At 66.0% G+C, this 18445-nt stretch carries 13 protein-coding genes and 1 riboswitch; of the genes, 6 read left to right on the top strand and 7 right to left on the bottom strand.

From position 1 onward, the window contains the following. Positions 1-17 precede the first annotated feature (17 nt). Positions 18-3047, top strand: a complete 3030-nt coding sequence (locus AC56LH_RS22135; protein WP_499649678.1) for a glycosyl hydrolase family 28-related protein — start codon at positions 18-20, stop codon at positions 3045-3047. A gap of 10 nt (positions 3048-3057) precedes the next feature. Then, positions 3058-3825, top strand: coding sequence for a ThuA domain-containing protein (locus AC56LH_RS22130; RefSeq protein WP_499649677.1), 768 nt, complete (start codon positions 3058-3060; stop codon positions 3823-3825). A 175-nt stretch (positions 3826-4000) separates the two neighbouring features. Here AC56LH_RS22130 and AC56LH_RS22125 read toward each other — a convergent pair whose 3' ends face one another. From AC56LH_RS22125 to AC56LH_RS22105, 5 genes are read right to left on the bottom strand one after another with little or no spacing between them, the layout of a single operon-like run. After that, positions 4001-5437 carry a PepSY domain-containing protein gene (locus tag AC56LH_RS22125; RefSeq protein ID WP_499649675.1) on the bottom strand — a complete coding sequence of 479 codons (1437 nt, stop codon included), beginning with the start codon at positions 5435-5437 and terminating at the stop codon, positions 4001-4003. An 11-nt stretch (positions 5438-5448) separates the two neighbouring features. Further along, positions 5449-7545 carry a TonB-dependent receptor gene (locus tag AC56LH_RS22120; protein ID WP_499649673.1) on the bottom strand — a complete coding sequence of 699 codons (2097 nt, stop codon included), beginning with the start codon at positions 7543-7545 and terminating at the stop codon, positions 5449-5451. A 5-nt stretch (positions 7546-7550) separates the two neighbouring features. Then, entirely contained in the window at positions 7551-7877 is a 327-nt protein-coding gene (locus AC56LH_RS22115) for a DUF2149 domain-containing protein (protein WP_343025948.1), read from the bottom strand. Beyond that, positions 7874-8317, bottom strand: coding sequence for a MotA/TolQ/ExbB proton channel family protein (locus AC56LH_RS22110; protein ID WP_499455973.1), 444 nt, complete (start codon positions 8315-8317; stop codon positions 7874-7876). The genes AC56LH_RS22115 and AC56LH_RS22110 overlap by 4 nt, the downstream gene beginning before the upstream one ends. Further along, on the bottom strand, positions 8314-12699 hold the full coding sequence (locus AC56LH_RS22105) for a cobaltochelatase subunit CobN (protein ID WP_499649672.1): 4386 nt from the start codon (positions 12697-12699) through the stop codon (positions 8314-8316). Before AC56LH_RS22105 ends, AC56LH_RS22110 begins: the two co-directional genes overlap by 4 nt. 178 nt (positions 12700-12877) lie before the next feature. Further along, positions 12878-13096: riboswitch (cobalamin riboswitch) on the bottom strand. Between the two features lie 272 nt (positions 13097-13368). Between AC56LH_RS22105 and kynU the strand changes: the two genes are divergently transcribed. From kynU to AC56LH_RS22085, 4 genes are all read left to right on the top strand, one after another. After that, positions 13369-14631, top strand: coding sequence for a kynureninase (gene kynU / locus AC56LH_RS22100; RefSeq protein ID WP_499649671.1), 1263 nt, complete (start codon positions 13369-13371; stop codon positions 14629-14631). 33 nt (positions 14632-14664) lie between these two features. Then, positions 14665-15552 (top strand): tryptophan 2,3-dioxygenase, encoded by an 888-nt coding sequence (gene kynA, locus AC56LH_RS22095; protein WP_499649669.1) that lies wholly within the window; start codon positions 14665-14667, stop codon positions 15550-15552. A gap of 26 nt (positions 15553-15578) precedes the next feature. Then, on the top strand, positions 15579-15959 hold the full coding sequence (locus tag AC56LH_RS22090) for a VOC family protein (RefSeq protein WP_499649667.1): 381 nt from the start codon (positions 15579-15581) through the stop codon (positions 15957-15959). A 77-nt stretch (positions 15960-16036) separates the two neighbouring features. Beyond that, positions 16037-16318: a DUF427 domain-containing protein gene (locus tag AC56LH_RS22085; RefSeq protein ID WP_499649665.1), complete on the top strand. Its 282-nt coding sequence runs from the start codon at positions 16037-16039 to the stop codon at positions 16316-16318. Positions 16319-16355: 37 nt separating this feature from the next. Here AC56LH_RS22085 and AC56LH_RS22080 read toward each other — a convergent pair whose 3' ends face one another. Together AC56LH_RS22080 and AC56LH_RS22075 are read right to left on the bottom strand one after the other, a co-directional pair. Next, positions 16356-17306 (bottom strand): NmrA family NAD(P)-binding protein, encoded by a 951-nt coding sequence (locus AC56LH_RS22080; RefSeq protein ID WP_499649663.1) that lies wholly within the window; start codon positions 17304-17306, stop codon positions 16356-16358. Between the two features lie 68 nt (positions 17307-17374). Continuing rightward, positions 17375-18280 carry a LysR family transcriptional regulator gene (locus tag AC56LH_RS22075; protein WP_499649661.1) on the bottom strand — a complete coding sequence of 302 codons (906 nt, stop codon included), beginning with the start codon at positions 18278-18280 and terminating at the stop codon, positions 17375-17377. Positions 18281-18445 lie beyond the last annotated feature (165 nt).

Genomic DNA, 18445 nt, shown 5'->3' with positions numbered 1-18445 from the left:
GTTTCAAGGAAACCACCATGATGACAAGGCTGTTTGTACTGTCGCGCGCCCTCGCGTTTTTGCTGTTTCTCTCCGCCACCGCATCCGCCGCGTCACTGTCGGCCTATCCTGCCATGCCGGTCGACCCGCGCGCGATCGTCGTGCGCGCCACCGGTGACGGCGTCACCGACGACAGTGCTGCGCTGCAGGCGGCGATCAACAGCGCGGCCAACGGCGGCCAGGGCGGCGTGGTGTTCCTGCCGTCCGGGCGCTATCGTGTCACGCGCTCGATCCTGATTCCGCTGGCGGTGCGCGTGTATGGTGTCGGCCCGACACGCCCCGTGTTCGTGCTGGCTGAGAACACGCCTGGCTTCCAGAAGGGTGTCGCAAACATGGTGATCTTCACTGGTGGCGACCAGTACAGCGTAGGCAAGGTGCCGATGCCGGTGCCGAGCGCCGTGCCGTTCAGCGCGGAAGAAGGCAAGGCGGTACGCAACGCCAATTCATCGACCTTCTATTCGGCGCTGTCGAACGTCGACTTCGAGATCAAGGACGGCAACCCGGCCGCCGCCGCGGTGCGCATGCACACGGCGCAGCACTCGAACCTGAGCCACATCGATTTCCATATCGGCTCGGGCCTGGCAGGCGTTTATCAAGTCGGCAACGTGGCCTACAACCTGCGCTTTCACGGTGGTCGCTACGGCATCCTGAGCGAGAAGACCTCGCCCGCCTGGCAATTCACGCTGCTCGATTCGACCTTCGATGGCCAGCGCGATGCCGCGATCCGCGAACATGAAGCGAGCCTCACGCTGGTCAATGTCGACATCCGCAACACGCCGGTCGGGGTCGAGATTAACCGTGGTTATGGCGACTGGTTGTGGGGCAAGGATGTGCGCTTCGAGAACGTCAGCCGCGCCGCGCTCATCGTCAGCAACGAGAACAATGTGTACACGCAGGTCGGCATGGAAAACGCCAGCGCGCGCAACGTGCCGACGTTCGTGCGCTTTCGCGACAGTGGCAAGACGCTGGCCGGCAAGGGCCACGACTACCTGGTGAAGGAATTCAACTACGGCCTGTTCATCCAGCAGATGGGCGAGCCGGGCCAGTTCTCGACCAACTACAAGACGGCGGCGCTGCCGGCCAATGCGGCACCAACGCGCGCGCTGCGCGCCCTGCCGGCATCGAACGACTGGGCCAATGTGCTGGAGTACGGCGCCAAGGGCGACGGCAGCACCGACGACACGGCGGCGCTCCAGAAAGCCATCGACAGCAAGCGCACGGTGTACCTGCCGCTGGGCTTTTACGTCGTCAACGACACGATCCGCATGAAACCGGACACGGTGCTCATCGCGCTGCATCCGGGCCTGACGCAACTCGTGATTCCGAATGGCTCGCCGCAGTACCAGGGCATCGGCAGCCCGAAGGCACTGTTAGAGAGCGCACGTGGCGGCGACGGCATCGTCTCGGGTCTCGGCCTGGCCACCGGTGAAGTCAACAACCGCGCCGTGGCGCTGCTGTGGCGCGCGGGTGAGCAGTCGCTGGTGGACGACGTACGCATCCAGGGCGGCCACGGCACGCGCCTGTACGACGGCAGCCGCGCCGACCCGTACAAGAAGGACGCCAAATTCGACACCACCGCACACTGGGATCGCCAGTATCCGAGCGTCTGGGTGACCGACGGCGGCGGCGGTACGTTTTCGGGTATCTGGTCGCCCAGCGGCTATGCGCAGGCCGGCTTCTACGTCACCAATACGACGACGCCTGGCAAGGTCTACGAACTCTCGGCCGAGCACCACATCCGCGCTGAGATCGTGCTGGACAACGTGCAGAACTGGGAATTTTTAGCGCCGCAGACCGAGGAAGAAGTACGCGACGGCGCCGACGCGGTATCGGTCGAAATCCGCAACTCGAAGAACATCCTGTTCGCGAACTACCACGGCTACCGCGTGACGCGTTCGTACAAGCCGATGCCGGCCGCGATCCTGGTCACCAACTCCAGCGACATCCGTTTTCGTAATGTGCACGTGAACGGCGAGAGCGGCTTTGCCAGCTGCGATGACGCCGGCTGCGCCACCTATCTGCGCGCCAGCAAGTTCGCCTACGAGAACGCGATCCGCGACGTGACCAACAAGCTCGATGTGCGCGAGCGCGAATTCGCCGTGTTCGACTACAGCGGCGCGCAGCGCAAGGCGCCTGCGCCGTTGGGCAAGTTGGCCAAGCTCGAAGGCGGCTTCTATTCGATCGCCGGCGGCGCCGTCGATGCACAGGGCAAGCTGTACTTCGTCGACCGCCACTGGAAGCGCATCTTCAGCTGGACGAAGGATGCGGGCCTGGTCGTGGTGCGCGATGCGCCGCTCGATCCGGTCAACCTGGCGATCGACAACAGCGGCAACCTGATGGTGCTGTCGTCGTACGGCCCGCAGGCGAGCGTGTATGCGTTCGATCCACGCAAGCCTGGCCTGGACATGACGATGATCCAACCGACGCCCGTAGCGGCCCGCAACGGTAGCCGCATCGCGGTACCCGTCAACTTCTGGCAGAACGGCGAATTCAAGGACCAGCTCAATCCCGATACCTACGAATTCACGACGCTGGCAGAGATGTTCGCGCGCGACGTAGCGCTCCCGAAAGCCAATGAATACGTCTCGCCTGACGGCAGCCTCGCACTGCCGGCCTACCGCGTACTGCGCCAGGGCGCGGAGGACCATCTGGGCTGGCGCTGGGCCGATTCGCTGCAGACGCACGGATTCGTCACGGCCCCGGTGGGCGGCCGCGTCGTATTCACCAACGGCTCGGAAAACCGCACCTTCAGCGGCGTGGTGGGCGCTGGCGGTGGAATCACTGACCTGAAGCTCGTGGCCAATCGCGGCGGCGAAGGCGCAGCAGTTGCACCGAATGGCGACGTGTATGTGGCCAACGGCCAGGTCTTCATCTATGGCAAGGACGGCAAGCAGAAGGGGCGCATCGACGTGCCGGAGCGGCCGCTGCAACTGCTGTTTGGCGGCGCAAACCAACGCACGCTGTTCATCCTGACCCACCACGCGCTGTACGCAACGCAGATCAACTGAGGACACCACGATGAGACGCATCACCAGGGCGCTGGGCGCAGCGCTGTTGCTGGCAGCGGCAGCGGATGGCATGGCCGAGGACCAGTTCAAGTTGCTGGTGCTGGCCATGCCCGGCAAATACCACTACGAGTACATCCCGATTGCGCGCGACAGCCTGGAGCGCATGGCCAAGCTGCACGCGTTCGAACTCACCTACACCAACAAGCCGCAGGTGTTCGAGGGCGACCTGACGCAGTACGCAGCCGTGATGTTCCTGAACACGCCGGGCGAAGAACTGAACGCGGCGCAGCGCGCCAAGTTCGAGGCCTATATGCGCGGCGGGGGCAACGCGATCGTCGTACACCGCGCCGCGATCACGCCGCCAAACGACTGGGTCTGGTACGAAAAAATGGTGGGCCGCTCGGTCGGCCCGCACCCGAAGCTGCAGACGGGTGTGGTGACGGTCGTCGACCAGAACTTCCCCGCCACCTTCGGCCTGCCCGCACGCTGGATCTGGAGCGACGAGTTCTACGTCACCACCAATCCATATCAGGTGAAGATCGACACGGTGCTGAGCGTGGACGAGTCGAGCTACGACACGACGAAGATCTGGCCGGGGCAAACGGTCAAGGGCATGGGCAAGGACCACCCGATCGCCTGGCACCACCGGCATGAACAGGGGCGCGTGTTCGTTACCACGCTGGGCCACAATGGCGAGATGTACCGCGATCCGCAGTACCTGAATCATCTGCTGGGTGGGATTTACTGGAGTGCGACGGGGTTGGGGGAGAAGCGCTGATCGGGTGTGCAAGCCAATCGCGCTTTGTGGTGCAGTGACGACCGTTGGACGCGTGGATGGCATAGCCATCCACCCTACGCTCCGATGTAGCGTGGACGGCTATGCCGTCCACGCGTTCAAACCAACCTCGCTCAATCGCGTACCACGCACGTCGGCGTGTGCCTGGTCACGTCACTCACGTCCACTTTCGCAGACGCTTCCACCCCAGCACCAGCCCGGTCGACGTCAACGCAGCGCCCAGCGTGCACAGGGCAATCACGGCCACGTCCCATACCGGCCGGCGTCGTAGGAACGCGAAATCCATCTGGTGCATGCCGTTGAACAGCCAGCGGTTCCAGCGCGTGTTGCGGTCGACGAAACCGGCCACGCGACCATGCACCGCATCGATGTAGAACACCGGCGCGTCCGGCAGGGCAAAACGGGTGCGCAGCACCGGGAAGGACGCCTGCCTGTGGTGGCCATAGTAATAGTCGTCAGCGTCGCCCAGCATCGTCGTCGTCATCGCCACACCAGGTCGGATGGCTTGCGCGCTGCGCAGCAGCAGCGCTTGCGGCAGCACGCTGGACACGGCGCCATCCTGCGCGCGCAGCAGCGTGCGCACGGTGCGCCCCAGGGCGCTCAGGTACAGCGTGCCGCCCACGCGGCGCCATTCCAGTTCGAGCGTGCCGGGATGCGCCCGCAGCAATGCGGCCGCATCGATTGCCAGATCATCGCCCGTCAGCGCCCCGCCTGCGAACGCCAGGCGGTCCTGCGCGGTCGCGCCAGGGTTGGACGGAAAGCCGAAAGGACCGACCGACAGCCAGCCGCTGAACAGCCAGGTGATGACGAGCACACCGCCGCTCAGGCCCAGCCAGTGGTGCCAGCCCTGCCACCCTTTGTACGGCGACATGCGCCCGCCCGCATAGCGGCGCTGCACGCGCAGCCGCTGGATGCCCAGCACCATGCCGGTCACGGCCAGCAGCAGTGCGACGCCGGACGTCGACATCACGGCCAGGCGCCATGCTTCGTTGTGCTTGCGCAGTGGCGTGACGTAGATCCAGTGGACGACGGCGCCAACCCAGTTCCAGGCGCGCTCGCTGCGTATCGTGTCGCGCACCAATTCGCCGGTGCGGCTCGAGACGTACACCACGCTGCCAACGTCATCGTCGGCCGTGACGCGCAGCAGCGGCTGGTGCACGCGCACCGCGCCGAATGTCCACTGGTCCACGTCGATGGCTTCGAACGACAGCGTGCGCGCATCCGGCGCCGCGCTGCGCGCACTGCTCGCGGCCACCAGTTCGTCGACCACGAGCGCCTCGCCATCATCGGCCCACACCGAGTTCCACGTGCCGTCATGGCCAAAATGCCAGGCCGGCCGGCCCGCCACCGTATTCAGGCGCACCGCATCGGGCATGCCCTGCAATGCCGTCTCGCGCCATGCCGCATCCGCGCTCACCTGGATCCGCGCCGGATCGAGCGGCGCAAGCCACGTCCGGCGCTCCGCCTCGGTCAGCTCGGGATACGGGACATACATCATCACGATGCCCGAGCCAAACCACAGCAGCACCAGCAGGCCGATACCGATCCCCAGCCAGCGATGCCACAGGTGCAGCTGGCGCTTCATCGAAGCCATCGCACGCCCGATCAGTAACGCCAGTGGACGGTCAGCTCGGCATGCCGCTCGTCACCCAGCAGCGACTGGCTCGGACCGTAGCCGGTGATCGCATACAGGCGGTCGGTCAGGTTGCGCAGGTTGAGCTGCACCTGCACATGACGATTTACGGTCCAGCCGAACGACGCGTCGAGCGTCGTGTACGCCGGCAGCGTCTGCGTATTGGCGTTGCTGATGAAGCGTTCGCCCACGTACCGCAGGCCGGCGCTCGTGCGCCAACCTGCGGTGCGGTACGTCAGCCACAGGTTGGATGACAGCTTCGGTACGTCGGCGGGCCGGTTGCCGGCGCGCGAGATGCTGCTTCCCCCTGCGCCCGACTCAAGCAGCGCATCAAATTCGGCCTTCGTGTACGCCAGATTGCCCTCGATCCGCCAGGCCTGCGCCAGGCGCACGCTGGCGCTGACTTCCGCACCCTGCGACGTCTGCGAACCGCCCTGCCTGGAGATGGCAGCGTTGTCCGGGTCGCGCGTGATGATGTCGTCTTTCTCGATGCGGTACAGCGCCGCGGTCCATTCGGCCGCGCCGCCATCCAGCACCCCCTTGATGCCCGCCTCGACCTGGCGCGCGTCGGTGAGCTTGAAGCGGCTGTTGGCCAGGTTCATCGACAGGAGGCTCGTCACCGGGTCGCTGCCGGTGCTGAACTGGCCGTACAGCGACGTGGACCGATCCAGCTTCCAGCTCGCGCCAAGGCGCACAGCGGTCGAGCGCAGCGTCGCGTTGTGGTTGCCGCTTGCAGCACGCAAGTCCTGATAATCGACCCGGTAGCGGTCATGGCGCGCACCGGCCGTGAGCAGCAGGCGCTCGTTCACGCGGTACGCGTCTTCCACGTAGAACGCGTGCGTCAGCGTGTCGGTCGCGAAGTTCGGCACGAAGGCATCGGTCGCGCCGCTGAAACTGCCCGGATCGAAGCCGGTCGGCGCCACGGTCGACGCGCCGCCGTACGGCGCATTGTTCGTGTGCCGGAAGTTGATCGTCGAGACTTCCCAACCGGCGACGATCTGGTTGGCGCCGTGCTGGTAACGCGCTTCCAGCCGGTTTGCGGTCTGCTCCTGATTGTGGCGGATGCCGATGTAGTCGCTGCGATCGACCACATTGCGCACCGGGTCATAGGAGTACGATTCGATATTGCGCCAGTCGCGGCGCGCCTTGAAGTACGCCAGCTCATTGCTGATCGCAAGGTTCGAGGCAGCCTGCCAGTCCAGGCGCGCGACGGCCTTGTCGTCGACGTAGCGCAGCACGGCGTCGCCGGCGTTGTAGTTCTCGTCACGCAGTGCTTTGGCTAGGGCGCCGTTCACCAGCGGCGTGCCGAAGTAGCGCACCGGTTCCTGCTCGGCGTGATCGAGTTGCGCCGACAGCGTCACACCTGGCGCCAGCGTCGTGGTCATGCTGGTCAGGATCTTGCCGTGGCGCGCGTCGCCGCGTTCGATGAAGCCGTCGCTGCGGCCGGCATAGGCATCGATGCGGAATGCGCCCTGCTCGCCCAGCGCGCCGGTGGCGCCCACGCCGGCGCGCAGCGCCTGGCCACCGCCGATGCCGCCCATCACTTCAAGCGACGCTTCACGGCGCGGCGCCTTGCGCACGGCATTGATGATGGCGCCGGTCGTACCGCTGCCATGGACCACCGAACCGGGGCCGCGCAGCACCTCGATAGTCTCGTAACCCCACGGATCGGATGGATAGGTGGCCGTGCCGGAGCCGACCAGCAGGCGCTGACCGTTTTCCAGCAGCGCGACCGAGCTGTTGCCGTTGAAGCCGCGCGCCGAATAGCTGATGCCACTGCCGGGCGAGCTGCTGTCGGTCAGGCCGGTGGTGCGGGTCACGGCGTCCTTGACCGACAGGTCGCCGCGCGCCGCGATCGTTGCGGCGCTGATGGTCTCGGCGCTGGCGGGCAGGTCGAGCGTGCTGATATCCAGACGGCTGCCGGTGCTGTTGGGGCGGTCGAACGCCAGGCCGTCGTCGTCCGCACTGGCGTGGATGGTGACGGTGGGGACGGCCTGGGCGAAGGCGCCGGTGGCGCACAGCAGGCCGATGGTGGCCGGCAGCGCGCGCAACAAGGTTGTTTTCATCATCTGCTTTATTTTTTTGCGGGGGTTTCCGTGGGCTCGATCAGCACCAGCTTGCCGGTTTTTGGATCGCGATAGACTTCGCCGACGCGGTCGTAACCGCTGCCGTCCTGCGTGACGCCGCTGGCGGGGCGCTCGATCTGGCGGCCTTTCTCGACCGGTTGCGGTGGTTTGATGGCCCCTTGCGAGCCGGCGATCGCCGCGATCAGGCCGCAGGCAAAGACCAGCATCACGTCGACCAGGTTGACCAGGCTCGCGCGCGGGTCTTCGTCGCTCTGGTCAAAGCGCGCGTCGAGATGGCGGTACAGGCGCAGACGCCCACGTGCCGGGGCGCTCATGCCAGCGGCTCCATCGCGTCCAGCGTCTCTTCGTACCAGCGGCGACGCAGCTTGCCGATCACCAGGCCGGCAATGCCGGCAACGAGGCCCAGCACGGTCGCATCGAAGGCAACCGTCACGGCGCTGGCCAGCTTGGCCGGATCGCCTTCACCCAGCGCGGCCAGGCCAGGCCCGAGCGGAATGATCGTGGCCATCAGGCCCAGCATCGGCGGGATGCGCGCCAGCAGGTCGGCGCGCTCCAGACGGTGACGGGCCAGCTTCTGTACGTGCTCGACGTTGCCGGATGCGCGCAGCCGGGCCAGCCCGTGAAAGCGTTCGCCGACGGCGATGCCCGATTCGACCAGCGCAATGGCGCAGCCGGCCAGCAGCGCCACCAGCGAAGGCGTGAGCAGCCAGCTGACGGCGTCGTGCAGCCAGGCATAGGACAAGTGATCGATCATGAGGTACTCCTTACAGGTTGAGGGATGCTGCGGCCGCGCCACAGGCCGAGCGCAAACAGGGCAAAGCAGGTCGCCAGGATGACCAGGACCTGCACGATGCGCAGGCCAGGGAGCGGCGCGGGTTCGGGTTGTTGGTTGAGTTCATACACGCGCATGGCTGGCGGGGCCGCGGGTGCGGGCGCAGAAGGCGCCTGTCCTTGCTGCGCGTCGGCGCGTGGTGGCGCCGCGGCCGGTGATGCCGCCGCTGCCGGCGCGCCGGCCGGCACCGGGACCGCAAGCGCCGGCAGCATCTCGCCGCGCGCCTTTGCCAGCGTCACGCCAAGCTGCTGCGCGTCGCCGCGATCGAGTTGCGGCGCCAGCCAGCCCCACATCGGGTGATCGGGCGACGTGTGGCCACTGCCCGGCAAGCCATTGGCGGCAACCAGGCGCGCCAGCTCGCCGCCCATCGTGCGGATCGTTTCCGGGTCGGTCTTCCAGAAGCCTTTTTCGGCAGCCACCATGAACACGGCCAGCATGTGCGCCTTGACGTGCGCGTTGTGGCGCTGGCCCAGAAATTCGGGCAGGCCGAGCTTGTGCACATCGTCGAAGTAGACGGCCTTGACCTCGTCCCAGGCCCAGTTTTTCACGAGGTCCGGGCGCGTGACCTGCCAGCCCCACAGGTTCTCGATGAATTCCTGCCCCATCGTCCGTGCGCCCGAGTAGCCGTTGTCCATCAACGGGCGCAGCCACGCCGGGTTCAAAAAGCGCCCGCGCAATTCGCCCAGCAGCGCGGTGGCCAGCGGCTCGACGTCGGCCTGGCCGGGCCGCCCGTGCTGCAGGATCAGTGCGTCCGGCACGCGGCCGGTGCGCGTCTCGACGGCCAGCGACAGGCCGCCCAGATAGTCGAAGGCGTCATTGTTGTCGAGCAGGCCGTACAGATTGCTGGCGCGGCCGTGGTAGGTGCGGTGGATGCCGTCCAGCGCCACGTCGAAGGCGCGGTGCTGCGCGTCGCCGTCGGCGTCCAGGCCGTACGCGTGGCCCATGCGATTGCGGTAGGCGCGGCCGATTTCCTCACGCTCGCGCCAGGCGCCCGAGCGTTCGGTCAGGCGGTTCACGCCCGTGCCGTACGCGCCCGGCGCATCGCCGAACACGCGCAGCGCGGCGCCCTGCCCCGCTTCGATGGTCGAGGCACTGCCCGCGACCAGCGCGCGCTGGCGCACCAGCCACTCGCGCGCGACCCGGTTGTCCTGCACGGCCTCACTACCCCAGGCGGCGCCCTGGAGTGGCGCCAGCGCGGCTTGCAGCGCCTCGCGCAGGACCGGGTCCTGGCGCGCCATCGTCTCGGCGGACGCCGCCAGAGCCAGCCGGCCGGCGCGGTCGATCAGGCGGATCAGATTCGGGTACAGGTCGCGGAACAGGCCAGACGTGGTCACCAGCGCATCGCGCCGCACGGCGCCCGGTACCAGGCGCACGTCGGTGACGATGCCGCGCGCATTCCATACCGGCTCGGCGCCCATCATGGCCAGCGCGAAGCCGACCATCACGCCCTCATCACGCACGGCGTCCGACGCCCACAGGATGATGCCTTCGCTGCCTTGCTCCCGCGCGGCGTCGCCCTTGCTGCGCGCCATCGCCTTGGCCGCCATCTTTTGTGCCAGCCCGAAACCCAGGCGCGTCGGCAGGATGTCGCCATCGACCGCGTGGAAGTTGCGGCCCGTCGGCAGCGCCTCGGGCGAGCGCAGAGGATCGTTGCCCTTGCCCGGCTCAATGTAGCGGCCATCCAGGCCCGCGAGCAAACCCACCATTTCGCGCCGCGGCGAGTCGCGCAGCTTGTCGGCGATGGATGGGTCGTCGATGCCGCTCTTGGTCATTGAATCGAGCATCAGGTCGAGGGACTTCTGGTCCCACGGCCGGCCAAACACGTGCAGGCCGAACGGCATGAACTTCTCCTGCAGCTTGGTCAGGTAATGGCCGACCTCGTGCGCCAGCAAATCGTCATCGGCAGCATCAAAGCCGATGCCCCGCACTTCGAGCACGTCGGACATCGACGCTTCGAGTTCGGCGCGCAGGTTCAGCGCCACGACGCGCTCGCGCATCAGTTGCGCGGCCTGCGTCTTGAGCGATTCGGACGACGCGGCTTCGAAACTTTCGACGATCTGGCGCAGCGACAGCAGCTCGTCGTACAGCGGCGTCGTTGCCAGCGGTGGCGTCAGGTGGTCGACGATGATCGCCAGGCCGCGGCGCTTGGCCTGCGTGCCTTCGCCCACGCCGTCGACGATGTACGGGTAGATGCCCGGCAGGTCGCCTGCGATCACGCTGGGATAATCGTCGCTCGACAGGCCCACCGCTTTACCGGGCAGGAATTCAAAGGTCGAGTGGCGCCCCACGTGCACGACGGCGTCGGCCTTGAAGCGGTCGCGGATCCAGTGGTAGAAGGCCAGGTACTGATGCGGCGGCGTGATGCTGGTATTTGCGTGCAGCAGTTCTTCATCGACTTCCCAGCCGCGCGGCGGCTGCGGGCCGATGAACACATTGCCGAACATGAGGCCCGGCACCAGCAGCTTGCCGCTGTCGACCATCACCTTGCCGGGCGCCGGGCCCCAGCCGCGCATGCCTTCGATGCCGTAGCCGATCAGGCGGCGATACAGTGGTGCGAGCGCCTTGCACGGACTGGGTTTACTGTCATCGAGACAGGCGCGGTAGCCGTCTTCGAGCGCATGCAGGTCGCGTGTGGCCTGGACGCGCTGCGGATGGTCGACACCTTCGACCAGGTGCAGCAATTCCTTGATGATCGTCTCGGCCTGCTTGCGGCCCGGCGCGCGCTCGCCCTGCGCTTCGGCGACCAGCACGTCGGCATGCAGGCGGCCCAGCATGCCGTCCTTCATCTCGCCTTGCACGCGCGGTGCAAGCGTCGCGAACCAGCGCGCGTAGTCGGCCGCGCTGACGCTATTGACGGTGGCGCTCATCTCGCGCAGCGCGGCGCGGTCTTCGGGCAGGTTCACGCCGTGCGCCATGATCATGTCGAGCAGCGCTTCGGGCGTGGCCGGCAGATCGCCGACCGTGTAGCCGGCGGCTTTCAGCGCATGCAGCATGTCGAACAGTGACGCCGGCACATTCAGGTTGTCGGCGCCGATATTCTGGCGGCCCGGCGGGTGGTTGTAATAGACCATCGCGACACGCTTGTCGGCATTGCGCTTGGCACGCAGCGCCAGCCAGCGGCTCACGCGCGCCGTCATGCGATCGACTTCGGCCGGCAGCAGCACCGGCGGGCGGTTCTCGATGCCGGTCAGGCGATCGCGCTGCGACTGGCCCAGCGCCGCCACCACCATCGGCTGGCCGATGCCCTGCAGCTCGGGCAGCGCGACGCGGTACTGGACCGAGTCCGGCGGCAGGCCGTCGGGCGAGAGCTGCCATTGCATGGCGGTGCGGTCCGACAGGCGGATCGCCTTGAACACGGGAATATCGAGGCGCTTGAAGGCTTCGCTGACGACTTCGCGGCCTTCGGCGGCGCCGACGACGAAGTCCTGCAGCACCACCAGCGCCGCGGGCTTCGCTGGCGCGATCAGCTCGGGCAGGCGCACCAGCGCTTCGCGCGAGGCGCCGCCCCAGCGTGTGAGCAGCTGCACGCAGGCCTGGCCCTGTTCTTCGATACGACGGCACAGCGCAGCCGGCACCATCCCATCCATGTTCGCCAGGTCGAGCACGACGACGGTCGGGCGGTCGTTCAGACCCAGCTTGGCGGCGTTGCCCCAGGCCGCGGCATCCTGCAGCTCGTTCTGGCCGACGCGCAGGCGCAGTGTCGGCTCGGGCAGCGGCGCGCCCAGGGCTGTCGATGGATGCAGCAGGTTGGCGATGAGGGCGGTGGTGTTGTCCACGCCGCCCGCTTGCCAGACGCGCCGCGCCGCGAGCCAGTGGCGGGCGGCGGGATTGGCCTCTGCCGCCTGCAGCGCGGCAGGCGCCGGGGCTTCGGCTGCGAGTTCGCGCAGCAGCTCGGGCGCGAAACCGGCCAGGCTGCCGTGCGCCGCGCGCGTCATCAGGTTCAGGCTTGCTTCGCCATTGAAGGCCAGCACCGCGGTGCCTGGTTTTGCGTGACGCGCCAGCGCATCCTTCATGCGGCGCGCCGGATCGCCGAACAGGGACACTGCCAGCACCGTGTCGGCGCCGGCGATCCACTGGCCCACCTCGCGTTCGCTGGCGGCCATCAACTGGGCCGGCGTGCGTAACTGAATCCGGTCGCGCGGGTGGCTGGCCAGGTGGCGGTGGGCAGCCTCGATCGCGCCCGGCGCGGCGCGCTCGGTGACCACGGCGAACATGGTGGCGGCGTGGCTGTGGGCGCAGGCGAGCAGGGACGCGAGCAAAAGCACCAGCGCAGTACAGGCGCGGGCAAGCGAAGCAGTGTTCATGTGAACGTCGACCTTTCAGCTGCGCGCCATCAGCGCGCATGACAACGGGCAGACGTCTTCCTTCCACGCTGGACGCAACAAGCCATGCGCACGCGTACGTGCGAACGCCTGCGCGAGCGCATTGGCAACACAGAAGGAACGACGAACTACCAACCGGCACGCCCACACCCCGGGACGTACGCAATGCATCGTGAAGGCCGGTCTTCTGGCTTGCCGTCATCCTTCCCGGGTCCTGCCTTCCCGTGCACGGGGCACAGTGGCGTTCGACGAGGGTCGTCAGGCATACAGCAGCGGGGGCTGCGCCGGACTGGCGTGCGATGGATTCGCACACGTCACCGGCTTCCCGTTTCACCTTCCTGCAGACGAGCAGGACGGCACCATTCACTTGATTGGGCGCGATTCTACAGCCAGGGTGCGCCACTGTCACCGCATTCTTTGGCCTCTAGGGAAGCACTGATTAATTCATGGAGGCGGACTTGGCACGGAAAATAGCCACCTTGCGGCGTTGCAAATTCTCGCAATAGCTCGCTATTGCTGCGATTTGCGCCTTGCATGGCGGCTTTTTCCGCAGCCAATTCCATCCCCCAGAATAAATCAGTGCTTCCCTAGCCTAGAATGGCGGTATCGTCCGGCCAGGCCGGCACCCACTCCTTCTTCGCGACCGTTCACATGATCACACGACAAGACTGCCTGGCCCTCGACGCGGCCGATCCGCTGGCTCCCCAGCGCAATGCCTTTGCGCTGCCGGACGGCGTGATTTACCTCGACGGCAATTCGCTCGGCGCCCGCCCCCGCGCGGCCCTGCAACGCGCGCAGGACGTGATCGCCGCCGAATGGGGCAATGACCTGATCCGCAGCTGGAACACGGCCGGCTGGTACGACCTGCCGCAGCGCCTGGGCACCCTGATCGCGCCGCTGATCGGCGCTGCGGTCGATGAAGTGGTGGTCACCGACTCGACCTCGGTGAACCTGTTCAAGGCGCTGGCTGCGTCACTGAAAATGCAGGCCGACGCGCCGGCGCACGCCGCCCGCCGCATCATCCTCACCGAGCGCGACAACTTCCCGAGCGATATCTACATGGCCGAAGGCCTGATCGGCTGGCTCGAACGCGGCTACGAGCTGCGCCTGCTCGACAGCTGGGCCGACCTGCCGGCCGCCCTCGAAGGCGATGCCGGCGCACAGGTGGCGGTCGTGATGCTCACGCACGTGAACTACCGGACCGGGCGCATGCTCGACATGAAGACGATCACGGCGCAGATCCACGCCGCCGGCGCGATGGCGATCTGGGACCTGGCCCATTCGGCTGGCGCAGTGGAAGTCGACCTGAATGGCGCGCAGGCCGACTTCGCGGTGGGCTGCACCTATAAATTCCTCAACGGCGGGCCGGGCGCGCCCGCGTTCATCTGGGTGCCGCAGCGCCACCACGCGCAATTCACGCAGCCGCTCACAGGCTGGTGGGCGCACCGCCAGCCGTTCGCAATGCAGCCGGCGTTCGCGCCGGTGGCCGGCATCAAGCGCGCGATGTGCGGCACGCAGCCGGTGGTGGCGCTGGCACTGATCGAATGCGGGCTGGCCGTGTTCCAGGACGTGACGATGGCGGCGCTGCGCAAGAAGTCGCTGGCGTTGTCGGACCTGTTCCTGGCGCTGCTCGAACAGGAATGCGCCGCGCATCCGCTGGCGCTGATCACACCGCGCAATCACGCGGACCGTGGCAGCCAAGTGAGCGTCACGCATCCGCATGGCTACGCGGTGATGCAGGCCCTGATCGCGCGCGGCGTGATCGGCGACTACCGCGAGCCGCAGGTGATGCGCTTTGGCTTCACGCCTCTGTACACGGGGTATGACGATGTGTGGCAGGCGGTGATGGTGCTCAAGGATATCCTGGACCGCAGCGACTATCAGGTCGATGCCAAGCGCACTGCGGTGACCTGAGCGATTCTCGAGCGATTCTCAAGAGAGGACACGATGCCCCGCCCTGTCAATCCGGATTCGTCCAACAACAATGTGGATGCGGGCGGCTGCCCTGTCGCGCAGCCCGGCTACCACGGCGCCAAGCTCGATTTCAGCAGGGACATGAGCTACGGCGACTACCTGTCGCTCGACACGATCCTCAACGCCCAGCATCCGCTGTCGCCCGAGCACAACGAGCTGCTGTTCATCGTCCAGCACCAGACCAGCGAACTGTGGATGAAGCTGATGCTGCACGAGCTGCACGGCGCGCGCGACAACATCGCGCGGGGCCAGTTGCCGGCAGCGATGAAGATGCTGGCGCGCGTGGCCGCGATCATGAACCAGCTTGTGCATGCATGGGATGTGCTGGCGACCATGACACCGCCCGAGTACACGGCGATCCGCCCGTACCTGGGCGCGTCGTCGGGGTTTCAGTCGCACCAGTATCGCGAGATCGAATTCATCCTGGGGAACAAGAACGTCACGCATTTGCAGGTGCATCAGCACAAGCCTGACGCACACGTGGCGCTGCAGGGCGTGCTGGACAAACCGTCGCTGTATGACGAAGCAATCATGGTGCTGGCGCGCAGTGGATTGGCGGTGGATGCGGCGCGGCTTGCCGGGCCATGGCATCAGGCGACGCAGTCCGATCCGTCGGTGAAGGCGGCGTGGATGGTCGTGTATCGAGATACTGACCACTACTGGCCGCTGTATGAGCTGGGTGAGAAGCTGGTGGATATCGAGACGGCGTTTCGCTTGTGGCGCTTCCGGCATGTGACGACGGTGCAGCGCGTGATCGGTTTTAAAACCGGCACCGGTGGCACGGACGGCGTGGGGTATCTGCGCAAGATGCTCGATGTCGTGCTGTTCCCGGAGTTGTTCGAGTTGCGCACCGAGTTGTAATCATCTTTATTCAAGGACCGCCTGCCATGATTTCCCATCTCGACCATTTGGTGCTGACCTGCACCGACCTTGATGCGACCAAGCATTTCTATACGGAGGTCATGGGCATGCGTCTGGAAACTTTCGGCGCGGGGCGCATCGCCTTCAAATTCGGCAACCAGAAGATCAACCTGCACCAGCGCGGCGCCGAGTTCGAGCCGAAGGCGCACCTGCCGGTGCCGGGAGCGCTGGACCTGTGTTTCATTGCGTCAGTGCCGCTTGATCAGGTGATTGCGCACTTGGGCAACTGCGCCTGGCCCATTGTCGAAGGGCCAGTGGAGCGGACTGGGGCAACCGGCAAGATCCGCTCGGTGTATGTGCGCGATCCGGATCTGAATCTGATCGAGATTTCAGAGATGGCTGGCTGATAGAGTTGCTGCATCTCTCTCACCCGACGGGTGTAGACTGGTCTGCGCTTCAGATCCGAAGCGCTACCGGAGGGCATATGAAAGCAATATGGAATGGTGAAGTGCTGGCGCAGTCGAATGATACGGTCGTTGTCGAGAACAACCATTATTTTCCACCGGCCTCGTTAAATCGCCAGTTTTTCAGCGACTCGAGTACGACGACCAACTGCCCCTGGAAGGGCACAGCGAGCTACTACAACGTCGAGGTGAACGGCAAGGTCAACAAGGATGCGGCCTGGCTGTATGCGGCTCCAAAATCCGCTGCGGCAAATATCACTGGCCACATCGCGTTCTGGAAGGGTGTCGATGTGACGCCCTGAAGCGGTGAACCAGGGCCTGCCAAAATCCAGCGCGCATTCAGCCCGCATGTATTTCCGCAAGCACTTCACGCGCGCCCGTCCATGCGCGCACGCCGTAACGATCGTTATCCAGCGGGTGCAGTTTGCCGCGCCCGCTCATCATGTCGCGTAGATATTGCATGCCCTGCCACGCAGGAAACGGCGCGTCACTTGCCGGCGACAGCTTCCGGGTAATCGCGATCATCGCCGACAACGCACCAATGCTCCCAACGCGCAGTGTGGCGTAGCGCTGGCCCGTCACGTCGGTCATGATGCGGGCGAGGTCGACAGGCGACACGGTATCCCCGGCAATACGAAGAATGCGCGGCGCGGTGTCGTCCATCGCGGCAGCCGCAGTGAACGTCGCGACATCGTCCTTGCTGGTGAAATCGAGCTGCTGCTGCGCATCGCCGAAGTGGATGACGCGCCGGATTCCGGCGGCGATGATGGGCGCCTGGCCAGCCAGCAGATCGATGAAGCCGCCATTCAGGACAGAGGTGGCGCGGATGGGCGCTGCGTCCAGTGTTGCCATGAAACGGCGGCGGAGGTCGAGGTTGCGATTTTCGCCGGGGATCGTGTTGGTGAAGTCGAGTGAATAGTCGCTTGGGATAAAGCGGGCGACGCCCTCGGCCACTGCCGCGTCGAGCAGACGTTGCTGGGTATCGATCACCACTGGCGCCAGGCCATTGAGTGCCGACACGAGGCAACCCGACCCGCGCATTGCCGCGCGCAGCGCTGCCGCATCCCGCATCTCCACTGCTTTGACATCGACGCCAAGCGCGCGCAGGGCTGCCAATGTGTCGGGCGCTGTGCCGGGGCGAACGATGGCGTTGACGCTGGCGCCCTGCGCTACCAGCGCCCTGCCGATTCGCGCACCGAGGTCGCCGGTGATGCCGGCAAGCGTGATGCGCTGTGGCTGGGAACGTTCGTAAGGTGTGTTCTGCATGCGATCTCCTTGGTTGGGCCACATGATATGCCGGGCTTGATGCCACCATAAGGCTGGCGGAAGGGAACATGCTGTTCCATTCAACGGAACGGCTAAGCGCCGGAGTTGGCGTCGGGCGCAACCCACATGTGCTCTTGCAGCGCATCGATGAACAACCTTACTTTGGACGATATGCTGCGGTTCCTGGCATACAGGGCGTTGACTGGAATACCGTCGCTGTGCCACCCGGGGAGCAGGCGGACCAGATGGCCGGACTGCAGGTGCGGCCTCGCCAGAAAATCAGGCAGCCGCCCTACCCCGGCACCGCCCAGCACCACTGCCTGGAGTACCGCCGGCTCGGCTATCGCAGTTCCCGGCGCGACCGCACAATGCGCTTCGGCGCCGTCGTCCGTGCGGAATTTCCAGCTTGTTTCCCCTGCGCGGCAAGCGATGAGGCGATGCGTCTCCAGTTCCGCCACCGTGGCCGGCACGTCCCGCCCGTCGAGGTAAGCCGCACTGGCGCAAGGCCACAGTTCGATGACGCCAAGGCGGCGCACCATCAGGTCGGAGTCGGCCAACGCACCGAGCCTGATCGCGACATCCGCATCGCCGCGCGCAAGGTCGATGATGCGGCTATCGCTGTCGAGTACGACCGACACGTCGGGATACCGCGCCAGGAACGATGGCAGCATCGGTGCAACGACGCCCAGTGCGAACGTGAAGGCCGCATTCACCCGCAACACCCCCTGCGGCTGGCCTGCCAGACCATCCACTGCCAGTTGCGCTTCCTCGGCACTGTCAAGCAAACGGCGCGCGTGCGGCAGGAACAGCTGGCCTGCATCGCTGAGCCGCAGGCCGCGCGTCGAGCGCTCGAGGAGCACGACACCGAGCTTGCCTTCAAGCCGCACCAGTGCCCGACTGATCGTCGATTTCGGCATGGCTCGCAGACGCGCCGCAGCCGACAATCCGCCCGCGTCGACGGCCTGAATAAAGATTCGGACATCGGTCAGGTCAAGCATCGGGGCAGCGTTGCGTCATGAATGTCGTGGCGGTGTCAGTTTTCAAGTGTGTTGCCATTGTGAAGAAAGCGCGTGCCGTAGCCGACCAACGCCACCTGGCGCGGGATTGATCGTTCATCCAGGTGTTTCTCCGAATCGTTATCCAATCAGGGCTGACCGGCATCG

The organism is Telluria sp. LT1R51-2, from assembly GCF_059685775.1.
Note: the sequence above shows the minus strand (reverse complement) of the source record. Positions and strands in the feature narration are given on the sequence as shown.

What these genes read in the sequence shown, in the direction of transcription:
- AC56LH_RS22135 (WP_499649678.1), top strand. Translation starts at nt 18, where the DNA reads ATGATGACAAGGCTGTTTGTACTGTCGCGCGCCCTCGCGTTTTTGCTG.
- kynA (WP_499649669.1), top strand. Translation starts at nt 14,665, where the DNA reads ATGCCCCGCCCTGTCAATCCGGATTCGTCCAACAACAATGTGGATGCG.
- AC56LH_RS22115 (WP_343025948.1), bottom strand. Translation starts at nt 7,877, where the DNA reads ATGAGCGCCCCGGCACGTGGGCGTCTGCGCCTGTACCGCCATCTCGAC.
- AC56LH_RS22130 (WP_499649677.1), top strand. Translation starts at nt 3,058, where the DNA reads ATGAGACGCATCACCAGGGCGCTGGGCGCAGCGCTGTTGCTGGCAGCG.
- AC56LH_RS22110 (WP_499455973.1), bottom strand. Translation starts at nt 8,317, where the DNA reads ATGATCGATCACTTGTCCTATGCCTGGCTGCACGACGCCGTCAGCTGG.
- AC56LH_RS22080 (WP_499649663.1), bottom strand. Translation starts at nt 17,306, where the DNA reads ATGTGGCCCAACCAAGGAGATCGCATGCAGAACACACCTTACGAACGT.
- AC56LH_RS22125 (WP_499649675.1), bottom strand. Translation starts at nt 5,437, where the DNA reads ATGGCTTCGATGAAGCGCCAGCTGCACCTGTGGCATCGCTGGCTGGGG.
- AC56LH_RS22090 (WP_499649667.1), top strand. Translation starts at nt 15,579, where the DNA reads ATGATTTCCCATCTCGACCATTTGGTGCTGACCTGCACCGACCTTGAT.
- AC56LH_RS22120 (WP_499649673.1), bottom strand. Translation starts at nt 7,545, where the DNA reads ATGATGAAAACAACCTTGTTGCGCGCGCTGCCGGCCACCATCGGCCTG.
- AC56LH_RS22105 (WP_499649672.1), bottom strand. Translation starts at nt 12,699, where the DNA reads ATGAACACTGCTTCGCTTGCCCGCGCCTGTACTGCGCTGGTGCTTTTG.
- kynU (WP_499649671.1), top strand. Translation starts at nt 13,369, where the DNA reads ATGATCACACGACAAGACTGCCTGGCCCTCGACGCGGCCGATCCGCTG.
- AC56LH_RS22085 (WP_499649665.1), top strand. Translation starts at nt 16,037, where the DNA reads ATGAAAGCAATATGGAATGGTGAAGTGCTGGCGCAGTCGAATGATACG.
- AC56LH_RS22075 (WP_499649661.1), bottom strand. Translation starts at nt 18,280, where the DNA reads ATGCTTGACCTGACCGATGTCCGAATCTTTATTCAGGCCGTCGACGCG.